The organism is Paenibacillus sp. FSL R10-2796 (assembly GCF_037965315.1).
In the GTDB taxonomy this organism is placed as follows: Bacteria; Bacillota; Bacilli; order Paenibacillales; family Paenibacillaceae; genus Paenibacillus_AQ; species Paenibacillus_AQ odorifer.
Window position 1 is genome coordinate 718,887 of record NZ_CP150178.1, and the last position, 22,171, is coordinate 741,057.

At 45.9% G+C, this 22,171-nt stretch carries 20 protein-coding genes; 15 read left to right on the forward strand and 5 right to left on the reverse strand.

Annotated features, from left to right (window positions below; all coding sequences use genetic code 11):
- Positions 1 to 266: 266 nt before the first annotated feature.
- The 3 genes from NST58_RS03365 to NST58_RS03375 all read left to right on the forward strand — a co-directional run bounded on the left by NST58_RS03365 (position 267) and on the right by NST58_RS03375 (position 5,189).
- Positions 267 to 1,430 (forward strand): glucose-1-phosphate adenylyltransferase, encoded by a 1,164-nt coding sequence (locus tag NST58_RS03365; protein ID WP_076275458.1) that lies wholly within the window; start codon positions 267 to 269, stop codon positions 1,428 to 1,430.
- A gap of 122 nt (positions 1,431 to 1,552) precedes the next feature.
- Positions 1,553 to 2,656, forward strand: coding sequence for a glucose-1-phosphate adenylyltransferase subunit GlgD (gene glgD / locus NST58_RS03370; protein WP_036676786.1), 1,104 nt, complete (start codon positions 1,553 to 1,555; stop codon positions 2,654 to 2,656).
- Between the two features lie 100 nt (positions 2,657 to 2,756).
- Positions 2,757 to 5,189 (forward strand): glycogen/starch/alpha-glucan phosphorylase, encoded by a 2,433-nt coding sequence (locus NST58_RS03375; protein WP_076193750.1) that lies wholly within the window; start codon positions 2,757 to 2,759, stop codon positions 5,187 to 5,189.
- Positions 5,190 to 5,275: 86 nt separating this feature from the next.
- Here NST58_RS03375 and NST58_RS03380 read toward each other — a convergent pair whose 3' ends face one another.
- Positions 5,276 to 5,755, reverse strand: coding sequence for a GAF domain-containing protein (locus tag NST58_RS03380; RefSeq protein ID WP_036676791.1), 480 nt, complete (start codon positions 5,753 to 5,755; stop codon positions 5,276 to 5,278).
- A 228-nt stretch (positions 5,756 to 5,983) separates the two neighbouring features.
- Between NST58_RS03380 and NST58_RS03385 the strand changes: the two genes are divergently transcribed.
- The 4 genes from NST58_RS03385 (at position 5,984) to NST58_RS03400 (ending at position 8,764) form a co-directional block, all read left to right on the forward strand.
- Positions 5,984 to 6,265 (forward strand): hypothetical protein, encoded by a 282-nt coding sequence (locus tag NST58_RS03385; RefSeq protein ID WP_036676794.1) that lies wholly within the window; start codon positions 5,984 to 5,986, stop codon positions 6,263 to 6,265.
- Between the two features lie 184 nt (positions 6,266 to 6,449).
- Entirely contained in the window at positions 6,450 to 7,004 is a 555-nt protein-coding gene (locus NST58_RS03390) for a GNAT family protein (RefSeq protein WP_076279657.1), read from the forward strand.
- Between the two features lie 30 nt (positions 7,005 to 7,034).
- The gene (locus NST58_RS03395) at positions 7,035 to 8,543 is read left to right on the forward strand and encodes an MDR family MFS transporter (protein ID WP_339246226.1); all 1,509 of its coding nucleotides are present in this window, start codon (positions 7,035 to 7,037) and stop codon (positions 8,541 to 8,543) included.
- A 68-nt stretch (positions 8,544 to 8,611) separates the two neighbouring features.
- Complete coding sequence (locus tag NST58_RS03400; RefSeq protein WP_339246229.1) at positions 8,612 to 8,764, forward strand: hypothetical protein; 153 nt, start codon at positions 8,612 to 8,614, stop codon at positions 8,762 to 8,764.
- Between the two features lie 336 nt (positions 8,765 to 9,100).
- Here NST58_RS03400 and NST58_RS03405 read toward each other — a convergent pair whose 3' ends face one another.
- Both NST58_RS03405 and NST58_RS03410 read right to left on the reverse strand, forming a co-directional pair.
- A complete protein-coding gene (locus NST58_RS03405; protein ID WP_339246232.1) occupies positions 9,101 to 9,331 on the reverse strand; it encodes a hypothetical protein in 231 nt (76 codons plus the stop codon).
- 243 nt (positions 9,332 to 9,574) lie between these two features.
- The gene (locus tag NST58_RS03410; RefSeq protein WP_036676802.1) at positions 9,575 to 10,042 is read right to left on the reverse strand and encodes a MarR family transcriptional regulator; all 468 of its coding nucleotides are present in this window, start codon (positions 10,040 to 10,042) and stop codon (positions 9,575 to 9,577) included.
- A gap of 349 nt (positions 10,043 to 10,391) precedes the next feature.
- Here NST58_RS03410 and NST58_RS03415 point away from each other — a divergent pair, with 349 nt between their 5' ends.
- The 3 genes from NST58_RS03415 to NST58_RS03425 all read left to right on the forward strand — a co-directional run bounded on the left by NST58_RS03415 (position 10,392) and on the right by NST58_RS03425 (position 13,892).
- Positions 10,392 to 11,735 (forward strand): MFS transporter, encoded by a 1,344-nt coding sequence (locus NST58_RS03415; protein ID WP_339246235.1) that lies wholly within the window; start codon positions 10,392 to 10,394, stop codon positions 11,733 to 11,735.
- Positions 11,736 to 11,895: 160 nt separating this feature from the next.
- Positions 11,896 to 12,636: an ABC transporter ATP-binding protein gene (locus NST58_RS03420; protein WP_036676805.1), complete on the forward strand. Its 741-nt coding sequence runs from the start codon at positions 11,896 to 11,898 to the stop codon at positions 12,634 to 12,636.
- Positions 12,615 to 13,892 (forward strand): ABC transporter permease, encoded by a 1,278-nt coding sequence (locus NST58_RS03425; RefSeq protein ID WP_339171105.1) that lies wholly within the window; start codon positions 12,615 to 12,617, stop codon positions 13,890 to 13,892. The genes NST58_RS03420 and NST58_RS03425 overlap by 22 nt, the downstream gene beginning before the upstream one ends.
- A gap of 449 nt (positions 13,893 to 14,341) precedes the next feature.
- Here NST58_RS03425 and NST58_RS03430 read toward each other — a convergent pair whose 3' ends face one another.
- Positions 14,342 to 15,610 carry an NAD(P)/FAD-dependent oxidoreductase gene (locus NST58_RS03430; RefSeq protein ID WP_339246237.1) on the reverse strand — a complete coding sequence of 423 codons (1,269 nt, stop codon included), beginning with the start codon at positions 15,608 to 15,610 and terminating at the stop codon, positions 14,342 to 14,344.
- A gap of 394 nt (positions 15,611 to 16,004) precedes the next feature.
- On the opposite strand from NST58_RS03430, the gene NST58_RS03435 reads away from it, so the two are divergent.
- The 3 genes from NST58_RS03435 to nadE all read left to right on the forward strand — a co-directional run bounded on the left by NST58_RS03435 (position 16,005) and on the right by nadE (position 19,040).
- Positions 16,005 to 17,507, forward strand: coding sequence for an ATP-binding protein (locus tag NST58_RS03435; protein ID WP_081393520.1), 1,503 nt, complete (start codon positions 16,005 to 16,007; stop codon positions 17,505 to 17,507).
- A gap of 120 nt (positions 17,508 to 17,627) precedes the next feature.
- Positions 17,628 to 18,062, forward strand: coding sequence for a BrxA/BrxB family bacilliredoxin (locus NST58_RS03440; protein WP_339246240.1), 435 nt, complete (start codon positions 17,628 to 17,630; stop codon positions 18,060 to 18,062).
- 168 nt (positions 18,063 to 18,230) lie between these two features.
- Positions 18,231 to 19,040, forward strand: a complete 810-nt coding sequence (gene nadE / locus NST58_RS03445; RefSeq protein ID WP_339246242.1) for an ammonia-dependent NAD(+) synthetase — start codon at positions 18,231 to 18,233, stop codon at positions 19,038 to 19,040.
- A 95-nt stretch (positions 19,041 to 19,135) separates the two neighbouring features.
- Here the strand turns inward: nadE and NST58_RS03450 are convergent, their stop codons facing one another.
- Positions 19,136 to 19,963: an alpha/beta fold hydrolase gene (locus NST58_RS03450; protein WP_076124399.1), complete on the reverse strand. Its 828-nt coding sequence runs from the start codon at positions 19,961 to 19,963 to the stop codon at positions 19,136 to 19,138.
- A 209-nt stretch (positions 19,964 to 20,172) separates the two neighbouring features.
- Between NST58_RS03450 and acpS the strand changes: the two genes are divergently transcribed.
- Together acpS and mutY are read left to right on the forward strand one after the other, a co-directional pair.
- Positions 20,173 to 20,571: a holo-ACP synthase gene (gene acpS, locus NST58_RS03455; protein ID WP_076186292.1), complete on the forward strand. Its 399-nt coding sequence runs from the start codon at positions 20,173 to 20,175 to the stop codon at positions 20,569 to 20,571.
- A gap of 37 nt (positions 20,572 to 20,608) precedes the next feature.
- Complete coding sequence (mutY, locus tag NST58_RS03460) at positions 20,609 to 21,892, forward strand: A/G-specific adenine glycosylase (protein WP_339246245.1); 1,284 nt, start codon at positions 20,609 to 20,611, stop codon at positions 21,890 to 21,892.
- Positions 21,893 to 22,171: the final 279 nt, after the last annotated feature.

Genomic DNA, 22,171 nt, shown 5'->3' on the forward strand with positions numbered 1-22,171 from the left:
TTTTGACGAAGAATATAGAACACTTTACAATAAGGATAATCTCCTGATTCAGGCTCCTGATTTTGGAGAATGCTCTCCCTATTTTAGGTTAGATCATCCGAACGTGTAAAATTTCCTTCCTCGTTTTTTCAACTTTGTCATCTTCCTATCAAGGCTCATTTCTTTCTGGTGTATTTCTTTTCTAATTCACTTCTTTTTGGAATTCTGTTCATTCATCCTAGGTTTGCTGAACTTTATATTACCCATAAGTCAAGGGAGGCTTTTCCATGAAGAAAAAAGAAATGGTAGCCATGCTATTGGCTGGAGGCCAAGGCAAAAGATTGAAAGGTTTAACCAAATCGCTTGCCAAGCCCGCTGTCTATTTTGGGGGCACTTATCGGATCATCGACTTTCCTTTAAGTAACTGCTCCAACTCGGGTATTGATACTGTCGGTGTATTGACACAGTATGAGCCACTTATACTACATTCTTACATCGGAGTAGGCAGTGATTGGGATTTGAACCGTAAGAATGGTGGAGTATTCGTATTGCCACCGCATGAACGTGAGAATGGAAGCAGCTGGTATCGGGGAACAGCCGATGCGATTTATCGAAATCTTAAATTTGTAGATCAGTTCGACCCCGAGCATGTTCTTATTCTATCCGGTGATCACATTTATAAAATGGATTATCATGCTATGCTGCAATACCACAAGGAGAGAAATGCAGATTGCACGATTTCTGTGATTGACGTTCCGCTGGAGGAAGCAAGTCGATTTGGAATCTTAAATACGGAGGATGATCTGAAAATTTACGAATTTGAAGAGAAGCCTGCACAGCCAAAAAGCACGCTAGCTTCTATGGGTGTGTACATCTTTAAATGGGAAATTCTCCGCAAGCATTTACTGGAGGACGGAGAGAATATAGGGTCATCTCACGATTTTGGTAAGGATATCATCCCTTTGATGCTGGAAGACGGGAACTCTTTATTTGCGTACCCTTTTGAAGGGTATTGGAGAGACGTTGGTACGGTAGCAAGCCTGTGGGAAGCGAATATGGATTTACTGAGCGATAATCCACCGCTTAATCTAAATGATCCCAGCTGGCGCATATTTACACGTAATCCGAATCAACCTGCCCAATATGTCGCACCTGGGGCGAAAGTGTCAGGATGCATTATTAATGAAGGCTGCATTGTGCATGGTGAAGTGAAGCACTCGGTTCTTTTTTATGGCGTAGAGGTAGGTGAAGGCAGTGTGATTACGGACTCCGTAATTATGCCTAAGGTTAAGATTGGTAAGAACGTACGCATTCATAAAGCGATTATTAGTGAGAATACGATAATCGACGATTATATGGAAATAGGCATCGAGCGGGAGAACGAGAACGAAATTCTGCTGATCGACAATAAAAGCAAAAAACGTAAATCAGCTGTGGCCAAAACCATATAATCAAGCTAAAACGCCTTCGGCGTCCTTCTAGGGACGGTAAGCGTTTATGCGAGATTTATAAGGATAAAGTATATAGTGAAACTTATACTTTCTTATAAATTATAAGAGGACGGTGGATTCCGATGAAGCAACTCATGGGTGTAATTAATCTGGATCATGAACTCGATAAACTAAATGAACTCACTTATTTCCGCTGTGGTGCAGCCGTACCTTTTGCCAGTCGTTATCGGTTGATAGATTTCGTGCTTTCCAATATGATGCGTGCGGATCTGGAGAGCGTGGGCCTGTTTGTTCGCCGTAAATATCGTTCTTTAATGGACCATTTGGGTGACGGGAAATCTTGGGATATGAATCGCAAGCATGGGGGACTATTTATTTTGCCTCCGGACTGGAATGATCCCACCGATACTTCTCTTGGCGACCTTCAGCATTATCATAATAATCTGGATCTTTTTAAACGGGGATCTGCAAAATATATTGTGTTTTCCGGCAGCCAGCATATTAATACTATCGATCTCCAGGACTTGTACAGCTACCATTTGGAGAAGGGTGCCGATGTTACAGTAGTATACAAAAAAATAGAGCAATTGCAGCCAGAGCATGAGTTATGCCAGCGTATTGAAGTGGACGAAGAGAATAATGTGACCAATATCCATCATGAGAAGGATCATCCCAATTTATATCTCGATATCTTCATTATGGAGAAAAAACTGTTCCTGGAGCAGGTGGAACATTGCATTGCACATGGGGAGAGTTACTTTTTCCGTGATGTCATTCAGAAAAACCGCCATAAATTCAAAATCGCTGCTTATGAGTATCATGGCTATCATGCCGTAATTAATTCATTGGAAAGCTATTATAAGAATAGTCTGGAGCTGCTTCAGCAGGAGAATTACTTTAGTCTGTTCAAAGAAAGTCCAGTGCAGACGAAGATTAAATATGAGGCTCCTACCCGATATTTAGAGAGCGCAAATGTCAGCAATTCACTGGTGGCTAACGGCTGCATTATAGCTGGAACGGTGGAGAACAGCGTGATCTTTCGTGGGGTTCAGGTACGTAAAGGAGCGAAGATCATCAACTCTGTAATTATGCAGAAGTGCATTATAGAGGAAGATGCTGTTATTGAGAATGTGATCATGGATAAGGACGTACATTTAAGTAAGAATCGAATTCTCGTCGGGGATAGTAAACGTCCATTTGTCATCGCCAAGAGCAGCAAAATATAAACCAACTGGATTAGATGAAACGAAACAGTATAACCTATCTGATCTACAGGCATAGTCTAATGCATCCCTAAAAAAAGCTTTTGTCAGGAGGAACCTGCTGTTGTTTAACGATAAAGAAACTTTCAAACAGGTGTTTCGCGAGACGCTCATCAGTAAATTGGGCAAACCTTTGGAGGAAGCCTCGAATGCTGATGTCTATAAAATATTAGGCAACATGATTCGCGAGAATGCCGGGAAAAATTGGGCCGATACCAATCAAAAGTACAAGACGGATAAGGATAAGCAGGTATACTATTTTTCTATGGAGTTTCTGATCGGAAGACTTCTGGGGAACAATCTGCTGAATATGGGCGTGCTGGAGGTCGTGCGTGAGGGATTGGCCGATCTTGGTTTCTCGCTGCAGGATATTGAGGAGGTAGAAGCCGACGCTGGGCTTGGCAATGGAGGACTTGGACGTCTAGCTGCTTGTTTCTTGGATTCACTGGCCTCCCTGCAATATGCGGGGCATGGTTGCGGTATACGTTATAAATACGGCCTGTTTGAGCAGAAAATCGTTGACGGGTATCAGGTGGAACTGCCCGATTACTGGCTGCAAAATGATAATGTATGGGAAGTGCGTCGTGAAGACAAGCAGGTAGAAGTAAGGTTCTGGGGCGTGATTGAGACTCGCGAGGAGAACGGGCGGCTTGTCTTTGAGCATAGTCAATATGAGGCCGTTCGTGCAGTTCCGTATGATGTGCCTATCATTGGTGCAGATCGGCGGCATGTGAATACACTGCGCAACTGGAGCGCGGAGTCCATCACCCAGCCTACCAGAACCTTTGGCTCTTTTGCCGGATCAGACTATCATAAATTCCTGGAATATAAGCGTTCCGTAGAATCCATCTCGGAGTTCCTGTATCCGGATGACTCTCAATACGAAGGCAAGCTGTTGCGGTTGAAGCAGCAATACTTCCTCTGCAGCGCTGGCCTGCAAAGTATTCTGCGAACCTTTGGAAAGCTTGGACTCCCTATACAATCGCTGCCCGACAAGGTAGCACTTCATATCAATGATACACATCCGACGCTTGTAATTCCTGAATTGCTGCGGATTCTGATGGATGTACATGGATTAGGATGGGATGAGGCGTGGAGTATTACAACTCGTATGGTGTCCTATACAAATCATACGATCTTGAGCGAAGCCCTGGAGAAATGGCCTATTCAAATGGTCAGGGACTTGCTTCCACGTATTTTTCTTATTATTGAAGAGATCAATGCCCGCTTCTGCGGCGAGCTGATGAGTCGTTATCCCGGTGATCAGGACCGGATTTCACAGATGGCAATTATTCATGACGATCAGGTTCGCATGGCCCATCTGGCGATTGTGGCGAGCCATAGTGTCAATGGGGTAGCGGCGCTGCATACAGAAATATTGATGAAACGCGAAATGCGGCTCTTTAATGAAATGTACCCGCACCGCTTCAATAATAAGACGAATGGGATTACTCACCGGCGCTGGCTGATGCATGCCAATCCGGATCTGGCTAACCTTATCAATCAATCGATAGGAACCCGCTGGATGAGCCATCCGCAAGAGATGATTGGCTTGATTAAATATTGTGAGGATGCATCCTTCCAGGAACAAGTGGCCAGCATTAAACGGCGGAATAAGCTCAAGTTGGCTGAATACATCTACAGCAAGCATTCGGTACATGTAGACCCCGACTCTATTTTTGATGTTCAGGTGAAGCGCCTGCATGCTTATAAGCGGCAGCTGCTAAATATTTTGCATATTCTGCATATGTACAACCAAATCAAAGATAATCCTTCGATGGATATGGTACCGCGCACGTTTATATTCGGAGCAAAGGCGGCGCCAAGCTATCATTTGGCGAAACGAATTATCAAGCTGATCAATACTGTGGCGGAGGCTGTCAACAAAGATCCGGATGTTAAAGGCAAGATTCGTATCTTTTTCCTTGAGAATTATTCGGTATCTTTGGCCGAGAAGATCATTCCTGCTGCGGATATTAGTGAACAGATTTCTACAGCGAGTAAAGAGGCTTCCGGTACGGGGAATATGAAGTTTATGATGAACGGTGCATTAACCGTAGGTACGATGGACGGCGCTAACGTGGAAATGCATGAGATGGTAGGGGACAACAATATGTTCTTGTTCGGTCTTCGTGCTGAGCAGGTAATGGATTATTATCAGCATGGCGGCTATCACGCACGTGATATCTACAATGGGGATAGCCGTGTGAAGGAAGTATTGGATCAGTTGGTTAATCCGGGACCTATATGCTGTCATGGTGCGGAGTTTGAGACCATTTTCCATTCTCTTTTGGATAATAACGATGAATTCTTTGTGCTTAAGGATTTCGCAAGTTATGTCGAGACTCATGTCGAGATTGACCGGGCATACCGCAACCGTCAGGAGTGGCTGAAAAAGTCTATTATAAATATTGGTCATTCCGGTAAATTCTCAAGTGATAACACGATTAGCCGCTACGCGGCGGAGATTTGGAATATCAGTCCGGTACGGCTATAGGCTCAACAAGAATAGGCTGTCTTATAAGTAGAAGATTCCTACAAATGAGACAGCCTATTTCTTATGCTCTATAGGGCAGAGCTGCTTTAGATAACTTCCGATACCAGGGCTGCGAACCGCTCCAGGAACCGGCGTTCCTCATCATCAAAACGATCTTTCAGCGGACTGTCGATATCGAGTACGCCAAGCAAACGATCATCCTTGATCAGCGGGACAACAATTTCGCTGTTTGAAGCGGCGTCACAGGCGATATGTCCCGGGAATGCATGCACATCTCCAACTACTAACGTGCGTCGTTCCGCAGCAGCCGTTCCGCAGACTCCACGAGACAACGGGATGCGGATGCAGGCAGGAAGACCTTGGAAAGGCCCGAGCACAAGCTCCTTGCCATCAAATAAATAAAAACCGGCCCAATTCGTATCCGGCATAGCGTGTTTAAGCAGTGCCGAAGCATTGGCCAGGTTGGCCGTAGCACTTGGTTCGTCCTTTACTAATGCTTCTAGTTGGATTAGAACCGCTTCAAACTGCTCGTTGCGTGTTCCATCGTAAGGCATAGCTTGAAACATGAAGCATCACCTTCCTGTACTTTAAATTCAAATATGAACTCATAACTGTAATTATCAACATAGTACAGCTAGACATAATACGTCAAGCGACAATACCAATCTGTAACAATATGGAATGTTCCTTGAAGTCCATGAAATGCGGAACAGCCACAATAATGTTTCCGGGGATCGGTCAGAGGGTAATGCTAGTATAAATACCGAAGGCTATATAGCCGGAAGAGGTGGAATATGCGCGCTGATGTACAGAACTTGTTCATAGGAATTCATATGCTTTATTGTGCACGGGATAAAGATGTGACGATCTCAGAGATGCTGCTCGGACTTGAAGATCTGGGGTATCGTGTAGGAGAACGCGAAGTGAAACAGGAATTGGAAAAGCTGACACTGGACAACTTTCTGACTGCCCATACCGAAGGGTACAGTATTACGGGGACTGGAATTGAAGAGTTCAAGGATATTCGAGCCAAACTTCAGGTGTTATGCAGTGAAGTTATTCATGAAGCGGAATGAAATCATTGTAGTTAAGTTGAATAAAAAGCGTCTGTATTTAGGGAGTGTTTGCTCCCTGTTGCAGACGTCTTTTTACGTTAACGCGTAGAATTTGTTCTTTTCAATGTTAAAGAATTTAGAACTTTTATCTTAAGGATATACTCTTGAATGATGTATAATTGATAAGTTGAAGGGGGGCAGAGACTTGTATATCTGCAATGGAGTGATACCCACACTGGTCGGCAGTAGAGTGAAGCTGTGTGCTATGACTACTGAACATGCTTCAGCATTGTATCAGATCTGGTCTCATCCAGAGGTCACCCGCTGGCTGGGGGCTCCAGCATTATCCTCTATCGAAGAGACTAAGCAACTGATTGCATTTTTATCACAGATGGCTCAGGAAGAGGACAGCTTACGCTGGAGTATTGTAGGACCCGGAGGTGAAGTTATAGGGAGCTGCGGTTATAACTATTGGCAGTTACAGGGAGCTTACCGCGGGGAAATTGGCTGCGATCTGGCGCCTGCCTTTTGGGGGCTTGGATATATGAAAGAAGCGCTTGGTTTAGTGCTCAACTTCGGCTTCAATAGGATGGGGCTGAATCGGATAGAAGCGCTGTGTCATCCTGATAATAATCGTGCGGAGAGGCTGGTTCAAACGCTCGGCTTTCAGAAGGAAGGTATACTGCGTCAATATCGTCAGACCCCTTCCGGCTTTCAGGATGTGACTCTACATGCGCTTCTGCGTGGGGAATGGCAATGATTTGATTACATAAAGAGAGGGTTTGGAACATTGAAGTCAACAGGGGATTTAGAACGTAAATTAATACTGATAGGGGTGCTGCTAGCTACCTTTTTGGCTGCGATTGAAGGAACGGTAACAGGACCAGCGGGTCCAGCTATCGTAGGTGAATTTCAGGGAATGCAGTGGCTTAGCTGGATATTCACTTCTTATTTGCTGGCAATGGCTATTACTACTCCTATTTTCGGCAAAATCAGTGACCTCTTTGGACGCAAGCCGGTGTTCATGTGGGGGGCAGCTGTTTTTTTATTAGGCTCATTATTATGCGGTATTTCGCAAAGTATGGAACAGCTGATCCTGTTCCGGGCAATACAGGGGATTGGCGCGGGTGCGCTCATTCCAATGACCTTTACCATTATCGGGGATATTTACAGTATTGAAGAGAGAGCGAAGACACAAGGATTACTTAGCTCTGTATGGGGGATTTCCTCTTTGGTAGGCCCTCTTCTTGGAGGATATGTTGTAGATTACCTAAGCTGGCGCTGGGTATTTGTCTTTAATCTGCCATTTGGTTTACTAGCAATGGTATTTATTGCCCGTTATTTGAAGGAAGAGAAGGTACGTCGGAAAGCACAAATTGATGTGGCAGGGGTGCTGCTATTCGCTGCTGGTATGGGCGCATTACTCTTCGGTCTCTCCACAGGAGGACAGAATCTGGAGTGGACATCCCCACTGCTAATTGCAACTCTAAGTGTGGCTGTTATCCTGCTAGTTTTATTTTTCTTTGTGGAGCGTCGTGCTCCTGAACCTATGTTGCCGCTGGGTCTATTCTCGAACCGCAACATAGCGGTGTCTACTGGGGCTAACCTGCTGGTAAGCACATTAATTATTGGGCTTTCTACGTATGTGCCATTATGGGTGCAGGGTGTATCCGGAAAAAGCGCCGCCATCTCAGGTTTGCTACTGGCGCCGATGTCGGTAGGCTGGATGTTTGGTTCGATCGCCGGAGGGCGGATGATTCTAAAAGCAGGTTCGCGTCGAACCGCAATGCTTGGGTTGATTATGATCGCTGCCGGGGCTATTGGTCTGGCTTTCTTAACAGGGGAGTCTTCACAGCTGCTGCTCTTATGCTTGATGCTGGTCTGTGGAGTTGGCTTTGGGTATTCTTCTACAGTCTTTACGATTATCGCGCAGTCCTCTGTTGCGTATGAGCAACGGGGAGCATCTACAGCGCTTAATGCGTTCACGCGTTCTTTAGGACAGACTGTTGGGGTGGCTATTTTTGGTTCCTGGCTGAACTTGAATATTGATAAGCTGTTAAGAAAACAACCAGATTCAAACATCTCAGGAGATGATATTAATAAGCTGCTTGGATCACATGCAGGAACCAACCTGTCTGGGGAAGTATCAAACAGTCTGCGTGATGCCCTTGAAGGTGGTCTTCATTCATTATTTATCGTAATGGCAGTTTTCGCTGTTTTGTCGCTGATAATTTCCTGGGGTTTGCGCAACGGTGTGCCTTCAGTAGAGGATGCTTCATCGTCCTTGAAAAAGGCATAACTTATTAGGTAGATAGCGTGTTAAAGTGGTTGAACCATACGAATTAACTCCCTGGAGTGGCGCATGGAATGACGCAGGGACTGACCGACGGTGTGGCATATGGAATGACGCATGGACTAACGGACGGTGTATCACATGAAATGACGCATGGAGTGACACATGGAATCACGCACGGAGTAGCACATGGAATAACGGATGGGTGGCACGCCAGATTGATGTAACCTCTAGAGTAGAGCGTCGATGGAAGCAGTGGAAGCAATCGTTAGGCAAATTTAGTTGTATTTTGTACAACTATAATCCTGCCGTTAACTCTTCAATGGATATAGCTGTATTTAGTACATCTATTTTCTTGATTTACTCGCCTAGGGGTACTTTTTCTGGTTTTTAATTGTACAGAATACACTTAAAGTTAGAATAATCCGATTTGCATACGAAATAGCTGTATAGAATGCAGTTATTCCTTTAGCTACTGCTCAGGTTCCCATCAAGATCGGGCGCTGAAAATATAGCGGGTTATATCAAAAGTGAATTTTACTGAGGGTGGTAGTTACGGTCAGCTAGAAGGGACGTCCAATCGGAAGTGTGTTTGCCAAGTCCAATCGGAAGTGTGTTTGCCAAGTCCAATCGGAAGCGTGCACGACAAGTCCAATCGGAAGTGTGCTCGCCAAGTCCAATCGGAGGTGTGCTACGCCAAATCCAGTCGGAAGCGTGCACGCAAGTCCTGCCGAATAAGGATGATGATGATCCGAGGTTTGCCAAAAGCGGACCTCAAAGTCCGTCTTCGGCATCGACTTACTGCCCTAACTGATCAGTTCCCAACTAATGTTCGGCTAACGGAGGCTGTAAAAAGGCACTCAAATTTTGCTCAGAGGGGTCATAAGGACTTATATCATCTGCTCAAGTAAACTGCCGCAGAACAAAGAAAACCAATAGGCGATTCTCAAATAAATCGGAGAATCGCCTATTGGTTTTCTTTTTACCATTAACAGAAATCAATAACAGCTTGTCTAAAACACATAAATAAGCGACTCTTACTTACGAGGAAGAGGGGATAGCTTCTCAGCTTGTAGACCCATCTTTTTGAGCAGAACAATCATTTGTTCCTTCTCATCATCATTCAGACCGCTGAAAGCAAGATGCAGGCGTTCTGAATATTTCGGATACATCTCATTCATGAGACGTTCACCTTCCGTAGTCAGCTCCGCAAAAATCACACGGCGGTCGCTCGGACAAGGCTTACGCTGCAAATAGCCGCGTTCCTCAAGCTTATCGATTACGTAAGTAACGTTGCCGCTTTGCAGCAGCAGCTTGGCGCCAATTTGTTGAATGGGTTGTGGTCCCTTATAGTACAACACTTCCATAACGGCAAAGGCAGTCGGATTAAAACCTTCAATTTTGCTGCCGGTAACAGCATGTTCATTAATGCTCTTAAAAGACTTGGCAAATACCCGGTACAAATGTAGTGTTAATTGCGTATCACGTTCGTAAGATTGTATCATGCTTCTCCACCCTCTATCGTTAATCATGTGTGAACTCATCGCACAGTTTGCAATCAATAGTCATTAGTGCACGGGTTACCTGTGCAACGAACCTTGAGATAACCTTAGAATACGTGAAAGAGCGAATGAAGAACATGTGATTTGTCACAATGAGCACACTTTTAATTATTAAAAATCAAACAATTTTTTAAATACGATAAAAACGAAGGTTTTTTTGATTTCAGTCTTTGAAAGGATAAGAATTTCAGCCTTAGGTTCAAGCGCTATTTACGCCTCCAGACGGATGATTGATGTTCTCCAATATTTTACTATTACTTCATCGAGAAATAGTAACGGGGAGTGAAGTAAGATGGAGGAACAGCTGGCTCATGATTCAAAAGAAGGAAAGCTGACGGCGAATAAGCCCTTTATGCTGCTTATTGCCGCACAGCTTGTATCGAATGTGGGAGACTGGTTGCATATCCTAGCACTACTGACAATGGTAGGTTTTAAATGGAATGCTACACCGTGGGAAATTACGGCTATATCTTTATGTATGGCTGTGCCGTTGCTCTTAGGAGGGCCGTTTGCAGGTTATTTAAGTGATCGTTTTAACCGCAAGGCGCTGATGATTGGTTCGGATCTAGCTCGTGCCGGAATCGTTGTTTGTTTGGTATTTGCAGGTTCTCTCTGGCAGGTATATGTCCTGCTGGTGGCTAAAGGGATCATGGATGTACTCTTTTCACCAGCCAAAAGCGGAAAGCTCAAGGAGCTTGTCCCTGCGGCCCAGATGGATAAAGCCATGGCGCTTAGCTCATCTATTGAACAAATAACCAAAATTGTAGGTCCTGCTCTAGGTGGACTGCTGGTTGCCGCATTTGGTATTGCCGCTTGTTATGTGATTGACTCGGCTACCTTCATTTTATCGGCGGTCATCTTAATAGGACTGCCGCGTGCGGCTGCACTGAAGAAAGATGCAGCAGAGGATAGCACAGGGGAGAATGGTGTTCGGAAGTCTTTTCGCCAAGAAATGTCGGCGGGTCTGCAGGTGATCGCGGGAATGCCTGTAGTACTTTGCGGGATTGCTATGCTGGTGCTAGTGCTGCTAATGCTGCAAATTGGTGATTCGCAGATTGTAACGTTATTCCGGGAAATTCCGGGTGTGAACGGTGATCTGCTGGGTTGGTGTGTGGCAGCCAGTGGTCTTGGCACCTTACTGTCAGCCCTGCTTGTAAGCCGTATAGGCGGTGGTAAACATACGCTCGTCTTTATGGGATTGGGAGCTGTAATTATGGGGGTTGTTTTCTCAAGTGCAGGAATTGTAACTGCCCACGGTCAGGCTGGATTATGGATGAACATCGCTTTATTTGGTTCTTTTATGTTTGCTGGTGTGGGAGCAGGCCTTGCATTCATTCCCTTCAATTCTATGCTGCAACAGCGGACCCCTGCGGAATACACGGGCCGTGTATTTGGAACTATAGGCAGTCTAACAAGTGCGGCTGTTATCTTGGGACCTGTGGCCGGTGGGGCTTTAGTTACAGCGTCAGGACCTGTCCCGGCTTTCATTCTCTCTGGTTTGCTTACAGCCCTGCTCGGAGTGTTACTGTTAATGCTGCGTGGTAAAATCGAGCGTAGAGATGAAGCGGCAATTAAACGTGAAGAAGAAATTTCAGCAACAAATAACCTAGAGCTTCTCGGACAGACCTCTCTTTAATGGGAGGTTTCTTTTTTAAATAGGAGAGTAGTTCTCTGAGCTGTGAAAAAATCAGTTTGCTTCCTTGGAGAAAGTATATATAGTACGATTAGAGAAGCTATTTTTCTGGATTGGAATTTCGATAATAATATTCATTAGAAATATTTAGGAGTTGGCGAATATGGAGAATGTAGAAATAACAGGGGATACCGAGAGCGACGAAGAGATTGTACTCGATGTTGAGATCGATGAAGCAGGCTATGAAGCAGGTGCCCCATGCATATTCGATATTTCATTTCAGGTGCGGCGTGGACAGCTGCTCGGACTGATCGGACCAAACGGTGCGGGAAAAAGTACTACAATCAAAACACTGCTCGGTTTGCTTAAGAATACCAAAGCTAAGGTCTCCTTTAATGGAGTTAATAAATCTTATGCTTATGTACCGGAGCAACCGGTGTTTTATGAGGACCTGACCTTATGGGAACACTTAGATTTGGCTGCTGCTGCTTATGGACTAAAATATGAGCAGTTTCAAGAAACGGCGGAGAGGTTACTGAAGCAGTTCGGCATGAACCATGTCCGTGATGATCTTCCAGCTGGCTTCTCTAAGGGTATGAAACAGAAAATGATGCTGATGCTTGGCTTTTTGGTACAGCCGGATGTTTATATTGTGGACGAGCCTTTTATCGGCTTGGATCCTCGGGCCACTAAAGATTTCCTGCGACTGCTGGAAGCGGAGCGGCAGCGCGGAGCTGGTGTATTAATGTCTACGCATGTATTGGATACTGCTGAGAAAATTTGCGATGATTTTGTGCTGATCTCGGGTGGCAGGGTTGCCGCTGCAGGAACGCTCGAAGATATACGTGATTATGCTGGGCTGCCGGAGGCGTCGTTGTTTGATTGCTTCGACGAACTGACATGAGTAAGCAGAAGCAGCGAGGGTTTGCTTTTCCTACCTCCAAAAAGCTATTCTGGCGGCGATTATTTTCTCATTGGCGTGAGCAATCTGCTATTATTCGTACGGCTGCCGATTGGACTGTGCTGTTATATATACTGATTCCCGGGGGATTTCTGGGAGGACGGTTATATTACGGGTTCTGGAACGAGGCATTGCCAGCTTGGAGTGCAGATTTGCCGTTTATGCTGATTCCTTCATTATTTGTGCTCCTGCTCTGTAGAGGGGGACTGGTGCTATTATTGCAGGAAGGCGATCTATTATTTCTAAGACAACGGCAGCGATGGATAAATACGATCATGTTCCGCGGGTTGCTGTACAGCCTGATCGTAACATCGTTGAAGTTCTGTGCAGCTTTTGTGCTGTTATTACCTTTTCTGGTTCGGGGATATGGAATGCTGTCATCCGAGGTATGGGCGCTGTTCGCTCTGACTCTGGCATGTAGCTGGTGCGTTAAATTACTTGGGCATATTGTAAAAGTACAAAAGCAAGGCTGGCGGCGCTGGCTGTGGCTGATTCTGGCCATCTCCGTTCCTTGTGGGATTTATTTCCGTGCAGCTACGTTTTGGAACAACAGTCCAGTTTTTATGCTGCTGATTGCAGCACTCTTTGCAGTCGTAGCGGTAATCGCTCTTCAGCGGCGTATAGTGATGCGTGGGACGTTCATGAACGATGTGCGTGAAGATTATAAGCAGCGGATGAAAATAGCGGCCCTATTACTCCGCGGCGTACTGGATAAGCCACGTCCGACCCGCCATAAGCCGTGGATTTTCCGGAAATCACAGCCTTTGCTAAAATCAAAAACTGCCGAGAGCCGTTTCTCTGCGGCAGCGATTAAGGCCCTTGTACGGAATCCTGCCCATTTAAAGCTCTACTTATCGTTTACTGCTGTGTCCCTTCTAGCGATATTTATCATTCCATCAGGGTTCAAATGGCTGGGCTTTATAGTTTTAGTTTCTCTCATGACCAATTGGCTGTTGTCGTTCTGGTCGTTATTCGTGGGAGATGATTACATCGGAATTCTGCCGTTTACAAAGGAACAAAAAGCCGAAGCGGGGCTGCGTGCGGTCCCTATCTTACTGCTTCCTTTTTCAATCATTTGTTCTGCGCTGATCTGTATTTCCTTATATGGATGGTTTGGGATTATCCTGTTCATCCCGCTAGGTTATATCGTTGCACTGTTTAGCTCTAGAATATTTGGAACATTTCGCTTAGCGAAATAAAGATATAAATAGAACGGAAGAGTGCCCCATAAGCCGTGAAAAGGCTGCTGGAGCACTCTTCTTTTGTTGTCTTGATTCGATCTATTGTGCGCACGTACGTACGAGGTACCTAGCTAGCCTATGGGACACAGCTGCCCCTAAACATACTATTTTTCCACTTTTGGGATGCTAACGGACTCCATAGTTGCTATTGCCATGAAAAACACCCTATATGAGCCTCGTTATAATGAATAGCGTCGTTGGAGTCCGAAACACTGCCCATAAGGTGATAAATTCGCCAATAACGTCATCTGGGTACGAAGCCGCAGTAGCTGATTAGGACAGACGCTCCACATAGCAGCTGAGGAACCCAAAACAGAGGAGCGATTCTCCAATTAATGAGAGAATCGCGCAGACCGCCATTTTCAAAGTAGTAAGCTGCTTGGAGGATATTCACGTTGCATTAGAGATTATCCCAGTCGAATGTCAGCAGCGTGCTTGCCTGCTGTATATCCTGTTGAGAAGGCCGCTGTTATATTGTAGCCTCCTGTATAGCCATGGATATCGAGTACCTCGCCGCAGAAGAATAACCCCGGCATAAGCTTCGATTCCATTCTTTTGGGATCGATCTCCTTCAGGTTTACCCCGCCCCCGGTAACAAAGGCCTCGGATAGGGAACGGGTGCCATGCACATAAACCGGCATGCGTTTCAAAATCCCAGCTAATAGAAGCAATCCATTCTTGGAGACGTGATGACCGGTTATATCCCCATCTAAGTCAGCTTTAGTCAGCAAGAGGGGGATGAGACGCTCTGGCAACAGCCCTTTTAGCGAATTGCGGATTGCTTTCTTAGGTTCCTGATCCAGCTTATCCTGCAACATTGATTCTACTTCCTGTGTGTTCAGATCAGGGAAGAGATCAATGGACATCTCCACCGTATCTGTGCCGGATTTACGTTGGACTTGTCTCAGAAATTGGCTGCACCGCAGTGCAATGGGTCCTGATAATCCAAAATGGGTGAATATCATATCTCCTCGATGAGAGATGACCTTCTTTCCTTTAGGGTTCCACACAGTGAGGGCTACATCACGTAGCGACAGGCCTTGCAGCTCGCCTGACTTAATCCATTCTTCCCGTGAAAGAATCGGCACCTCTGTCGGAAACAGCTCGGTGATCGTGTGCCCTGCGGCTTCTGCCCAAGGGTAGCCATCTCCAGTGGAGCCGGTCTGTGGTACAGACTTGCCTCCGGTGGCGATGATAACAGCAGTGCAGGCGATCGTCTTGCCCGAGCTCAGCTGGACTCCCTTAACAGCCCCTTCGTTATAGATTATTCTTGAGACGGGACTGTCGGTCATAATCTGCACGCCTAGACTTCGTACTTTGCTAATTAAGGCAGATACGACACTAGAGGCCTTATCGGAAACGGGAAACATCCGCCCGTTATCTTCTTCTTTTAATGCAATGCCTAAACCTTCAAAAAAGGCGATGATATCCTGGTTATTAAAATGGTCGAAGGCACTATACAAAAAACGCCCGTTTCCTGGAATATGGGCGATTAGCTCGTCTCTTTCCTTGACGTTGGTAACATTGCAGCGTCCGCCACCGGATATTCCGAGCTTTCGGCCTAGTTTTGCTCCCTTGTCGATTAGCAGAACGGATGCCCCGTGTTCTGCAGCGGCCACGCTTGCCATTAGACCCGAAGGGCCGCCCCCAATGACGATCACATCGTAATTGCTCATGAAATTTTACTCCTTTACATGTTAAGACACGGAAGCGATTTCCGCGGGTATTCCTAACGGAATCATACCATTCTGATTCACATGTAACCAGTCTTGTCCAATCATTAGGTGATTATCGTTGTCAGGAGAGTAATCCTGTGCTTTAATCTAAGCATGTAGGGTAATTTGTCCATTTTGGGGTGTGATTGTAATTATTGGTGCGGTTAAGGATATCTTATTGCAAATATCGGCAGCATGCTCCTTTCTTTTTCTTTTTCAATGGTGGGTGGACCGTAGATTTGTGACTCGGAAAAAGGGGAAGCTCCCAAATGATCAGACCTTTTTAATTTTGGCGTGTACGTTTAGTCTTATCCTGTGCTCTCTTCTTTCGACAACTCTGTTTGGTGTAGCCTATTTGAATTTAGGATTAATCCCTGCGTATATTGGTATTTTATATGGAACTACCCGTTCGGGCATTTTGCTGTCCATTTTCTTGCTTATCTGCAATGTAATCATTGCGGAGCCTACAGGAATCAGTAACGTGATATTGAATTCAGGGGTTTTATTATATCCGCTACTGTTTGGATTGGCCAAACCTTTTAAGAAAGGTACAGTAGTTGAGAAGATCGGTATGTTATGGATGATTCTTTGTCCAAGCATGCTATTTATTGCGTTAGTCCCGATTATAGGCGGGGAAAATATATATGAATCAAATTCCGTGCAAGCATTTCTGATTACGGTGTATCTGTTTTTTACCATCGCGCTAGGTGGTGTTTTTGTATATTTTGTTGAGATGGTTAGAAGTAGATTGCGGGATAAAGTACAAATGGAGAGTATCAGTGAAAGTTTCCAGTGGGAGTCCGAGAAGCTGCAGCAGATTACCAATGTAGTCCCTCTGAGTATTATGTCTCTGGATGAACACGGAGTTGTAACTGATCTTAATGATTGTATGTTAGGAATGATGAGGACTCATTATCCCAATTTGCGAAAAGAGGATATTATTGACGAACCGGTAAAAAAGTTTTTTCACAGCTCAGTGGATACACAGGCATATATGCGGGTAAGTGATAATATCCGCTCTAAACGGCGTTCCAGTGAAAAAATGATTCATGAGTCGCGCATCTATCAGATTTATTCAGCGCCGTTAATGCATAAGAGCTCAGGGGTAACAAGTGGTGCTGTAATTATTGTGCAGGATATGACCAATGAGGAAAAACTACGTGTAGAGCTGGATCATGTGGAACGTTTGAGCTTGGTCGGGCAGATGGCTGCTGGAATTACCCATGAGATTCGTAATCCTATGGCGGTAGTTCGGGGTTTTTTGCAGCTGATGAGAGAAAAGAGTGCTCAAGAATTGGATTCTTATTATCAGATTGTGATGGAAGAGCTGGACCGCGCTAATAGTATTATTAATGATTTTTTATCCTTGGCACAGAGCCGGGTTTCTGATAAAGAGAAGGTGCTGCTGCACCATATTATAGAAGAAGTTAGTCCATTGCTGTGGGCTGATGCTAATCTTCGCGGTCAAAGTGTTGAACTGAAGCTGAGCCCATCACTGCATGAATTGGAGCTAAATGTCCGGGAAATCAAGCAGCTTATTCTCAATTTAGGACGTAATGGTATGGAGGCTATGGGACCCAAGGGGGTGCTGACACTGGAGACACGCAGTACTCATGATAAAGTGGAGTTGATTGTCACCGATAGCGGTGTTGGTATGTCAGAAAGTCAACGCGAGAAGCTGTTTTTACCCTTTTTTACGACGAAAATTCAGGGAACAGGTCTAGGCTTATCCTTGTGTCTTAGTATTGTGGAGCGGCATAACGGTAAAATAAATGTAGAGTCTGTAGAAGGAGAGGGTACGGTATTTACGATCTCCTTCCCATTGGATAAGGAGGAACCCAGCGGGGTTCGCTCTTAGATTGAATCACCCTCTACAGCATCTCTTGCTTTCACAGAGTATGAATGTATAATAAAGTTAGTAAGTACTGCTGTAATATTATCTGACAAACAGTTGAAAAGTGAAGGAGAGTGCAGAGAAATGTCCATGTCTTTTAATCAATATATGAGAGATTCAATTCAGCCTATGCGTGATGACCTGACAAGTATCGGGTTTCAGGAGCTTATGACTCCAGAAGAGGTGGAAGCTACTCTTCCAACCGCAAAAGGAACATCGCTTGTAGTCGTAAATTCGGTCTGTGGTTGTGCTGCTGGACAATGTCGTCCAGGTGTAGCTCAGGCTTTGCAAAATGAAATCACTCCGGATCACTTGTTCACAGTGTTTGCAGGTCAAGAGAAAGAAGCTACTGCTAAAGCACGTGAATATTTTGCTCCTTATCCGCCATCCTCACCTTCCATCGCACTGATGAAGGATGGAGAACTCGTTCACTTTATTGAACGTAATGGCGTAGAAGATCGTTCGGCTGCTGAAATTGCTGCTGAATTGAAAGAAGTCTTCAATCGTTTGTGCCAGTAAAAACAGTTATTCCATATAATCTCGCATCAGCCGGCAAATCGGCTGCATGCGGGATTTTTCAAAATATAAGAGCAATAATGGGATAGAATATGCTTAGAAGCATGAGCTTCGTTTGGGTGGATATTTTGATGGATATGGAACCATTTCTGATGGAACGAGGTGTGTTTGGTGAGTTTACAGAAGGAAATTATTGCGGATCTTGGCGTGAAGCCAACGATTGATGTAGAGGTTGAGGCACGAAAACGGGTTGATTTCTTAAAGTCGTACGTGCTGAACGCAGGGGCTAAAGGATTATTGATCGCCATTAGTGGTGGAGTGGACAGTGCGGTAGCCGCAGGTCTTTGTAAACAGGCTACGGACGAGCTGTCGGCAGAAAAAGGCACAGAGTATATGACGCTTGGAGTATTCCAGCCTTATGGGGTTCAGGAAGATATCGAGCACAGCTATGATGTTGCCAAAGCTTTTAAACTGACTCATACTGTGGAGACCAACATTGAGGAAGCTGTAAATGAAATTGCCCTTGAAGTTGAGCATGGTCTGAAATCAATAGGCCAACACCGCCATATGACGCATCAAGGCAAAGGAAATGTTAAAGCCAGAACACGTATGGTTATGCAATATGCACTTGCTTTTGAGAACAATCTGATTGTAGTAGGAACGGATCATGCTTCTGAAGCGATTACCGGCTTCTACACGAAGTGGGGCGATGGCGCTGTAGATATTACACCACTATCCACACTTAATAAACGTCAGGTACGTCAATTGGCTGCACATATCGGTGTGCCTGCGGATATTGTCACAAAAGCACCTACGGCGGGCTTATGGCCGGGTCAGACGGATGAAACCGAGCTGGGTATTACTTATGACGATAACAGCGACTATCTGGAAGGTAAACAGGTTAACCCTGAAGTAGCTGAGAAGCTTGAGAATTATTACCGGAGAACGGCACATAAGCGTAATGTTATTCCGGGGATTTAGAATAGGTTGAACTAGAAATCGCCACGGGTCTGCGTAGCAGCAGAGCTCGTGGCGGTTTTTGTGAGTTGGATAGCTGGATAGACTAAGAAGAATAATTATTCTGTAAGCGTAAGTGTCTGATCGATAAAATTAGTTGTCGCAGCAATCGCGAACTCTAATTGCGGAGTCGTGCCAGCAAAAGGATGCACAGTGTTGAACGTATGATTACCCTCAGGAACCTGCACCCAGCTAATATCTGGCCGAAGTTTGATGAGATGCTCAGATCCTTGGCGGAGATGTACTCCATCTTGACTGCCTTGAATAAGGACAACTGGGAAGGACGCTTTCTGTATGCGTTCAAGGATGTTATAGCGTTCTTTGTTGTTCTCCATGTCTTCTAAAATTACAGCATCCAGCGGCATTTGCTGGCCAGTACGTCCATTAAGGACATAGGTTCTTCCTGTTTCCTTCATCTGCTGCTTTTGTTCTTCCGTCAGCAGATCGAGTTTCGTAACCCCGTTCCAGGAGATTACTCCGCTGATCTCATTGGGATGATCAAGCGTGTAGACCAAACAAATTCCCCCTCCGAGACTGTGACCGAGAAGGAATAACGGCAGGCTGCCGAATTTCGGGTGTTGGCTAAGATAGGACAACAGGATTTCCATGTCCTTCAAGCTGCGGCGATAGGTGTTGCGGGCGAACTTCTCAAGTTCAGTGAAATGCAGCAGATCTTCCCCGATGCCAGCATGAGAGAAGTTAAAAGTAATTACTTCATGCTCTTGGCTGAGAGTTGTGGCTATGTAAGGAAACATTCCCCAATCTTTAAAACCTTTGTAGCCATGGGCTATAACTATAACGCTTTTGGCTTTGCCTTGGGCTGGGAAGTGTGAGCAGCGGAGAACAGCTCCGTCTCCGGCAGGTATTTCAAAATTACGATGATTCATAGGGTAATCCCCTCTCCATATATAAAAATGAAGTAAATCAGCTAGTCTATCGTGAAGTCGCTGGATAGTCTTATTAGACTTAGAGCGCATTTTCTTTTAAGATAGCAGAAAGAATCTTGCAGGACTATTACTTTTAATAATACTTCATATGATTGATCATACCATTATTGAAGCAAAATGGGATACACGTCCATAAGGAGCGTGAAGTGTTGATTTACGGAATCGGACATGATGTGTTAGAAATTGAACGAATCTCAGAGGTAATAAATAGAGGACTGGGTAAGAAATTTAACCAGCGGGTCTTAACAGAGCAAGAATATCAACTTGCTGAAGAGCGAAGCGGGAGGTTGGCTGAGTTCGTAGCCGGACGTTTTGCTGCCAAGGAAGCAGTTGTGAAGGCTTTAGGCTGTGGCATCGGCAATGTAGTTGGTTTTCACGATATTGAGATATTGCCTGATGTTAAAGGAAAACCAGAGGTAACTTTATCGTGTGAAGCTTGGAGCAGACTAGATCTGCCAAATGGACAGAGGTACACCATTCATCTTACGATAACACATGGCCGTGATTTGGCTTCGGCTTTTGCCGTCGTGGAAGGGCCAGGTTCATAAATTGAACCCTGATTATAGAAGGGCAAGGAGCGTTATAATGACACAACAAGATTTACAAGTTCAAGACGAACAGGAGCTGCAGGAGGCTAAGCAATATTTCAGCTATCATTTGCTGGAGTGGTATCAAGGGCAGAAACGGGATTTGCCTTGGCGTCGGCACCGCAATCCTTATTATATTTGGATTTCTGAAATAATGCTGCAGCAGACAAGGGTGGATACGGTAATCCCGTATTTCAATCGGTTTATCGAAAGGTTTCCTACCGTGGAGTCGCTCGCCGATGCACCAGAAGAGGACGTGCTTAAGTGCTGGGAAGGCTTAGGTTATTATTCTCGTGCTCGCAATATACAGCATGCGGCCAAACAGGTCAAAGAGCTGTATGGCGGGCAGGTGCCGAATGATCGCGAGGCTGTCTTCAGTTTAAAGGGAGTGGGACCTTATACGGCAGGGGCTATCCTTAGCATTGCGTTCAATCGGCCGGAGCCAGCGGTCGACGGCAATGTGATGCGGGTGTTGTCCCGATACTTCCTGATAGAGGATGATATCGCCAAGGGACCCACCCGCGTAAAGATGGAGCGCCTGGCAGCTGAACTGATCCCGGAGGGGGAAGCGGCATCTTTTAATCAGGCGCTGATGGAGCTTGGGGCGCTCGTATGCACTCCTAAATCACCGCGCTGTTTAACCTGCCCGGTGATGGAGCATTGCGCCGCGCGCCTGGCGGGCTGCGAGACCTCGCTGCCCGTCAAGACCAAGGCCAAGCCGCCGCGCCCTGAGGAGCGGCTGGCGGCTTTGATTGAGGGCCGCGGTGCCCACGCGGGCCAAGTGCTCATCCGGCAGCGGCCACAAAGCGGGCTGTTAGCCCGCATGTGGGAGCTGCCGCACTGGCCGGCACCGCCTGTGGAAGGCGGCGCCAAAGGCGCGCGGCTGCCGGAAGCGGCGGCGCTGGACCGGCTGCGCCGGTCACTGCGGGAGGCCGGGATCTCTGCCCGGCCTGAGAAGCACTGGATGGCTGCTGAGCATATCTTCAGCCATATCGTGTGGACGCTGCAGGTGTACCGCTGCAGCGAAGAGGACGCCCTTCCGCTGCCGATAGCGGCAGAAGGACGGGCGGTGTACAACGCGGATGCGGACTTATTCTCGGGGATCGACAGCAGCATGCCTATCGAGAGATTTGAGGACGGGACCGCTAGTCCAGAGGATGGCGGAGCAGTGCGCTGGATCAGCCGCGAAGACATGGCTAACTATGCGTTCCCTAACGTTTTTCTGAAGCTACTGAACCTTTATTTTGATGAGCAGGAAGAGCGGGCGAAGCTAGAGAAGTAGAAGATTCGCCGTGTTGCGTTGCTAAAGTGCTAAATGTACAAAACCTGAGTATGATGTATGCACCAAAGCATGGTCGTATGCACCAAAGCATGGTCGTATGCACCAAAGCATGGTCGTATGCACCAAAGCATGGTCGTACGCGCCTAAGTAGGGTCGTATGCGCCTAAGTAGGGTCGTATGCACCTAGGTATGGTCGTATGCGCCTAAGTAGGGTCGTATGCGCCTAAGTAGGGTCGTATGCGCCCAAGCATGGTCGTATGCTTCAGTCTCTTCGTAGCA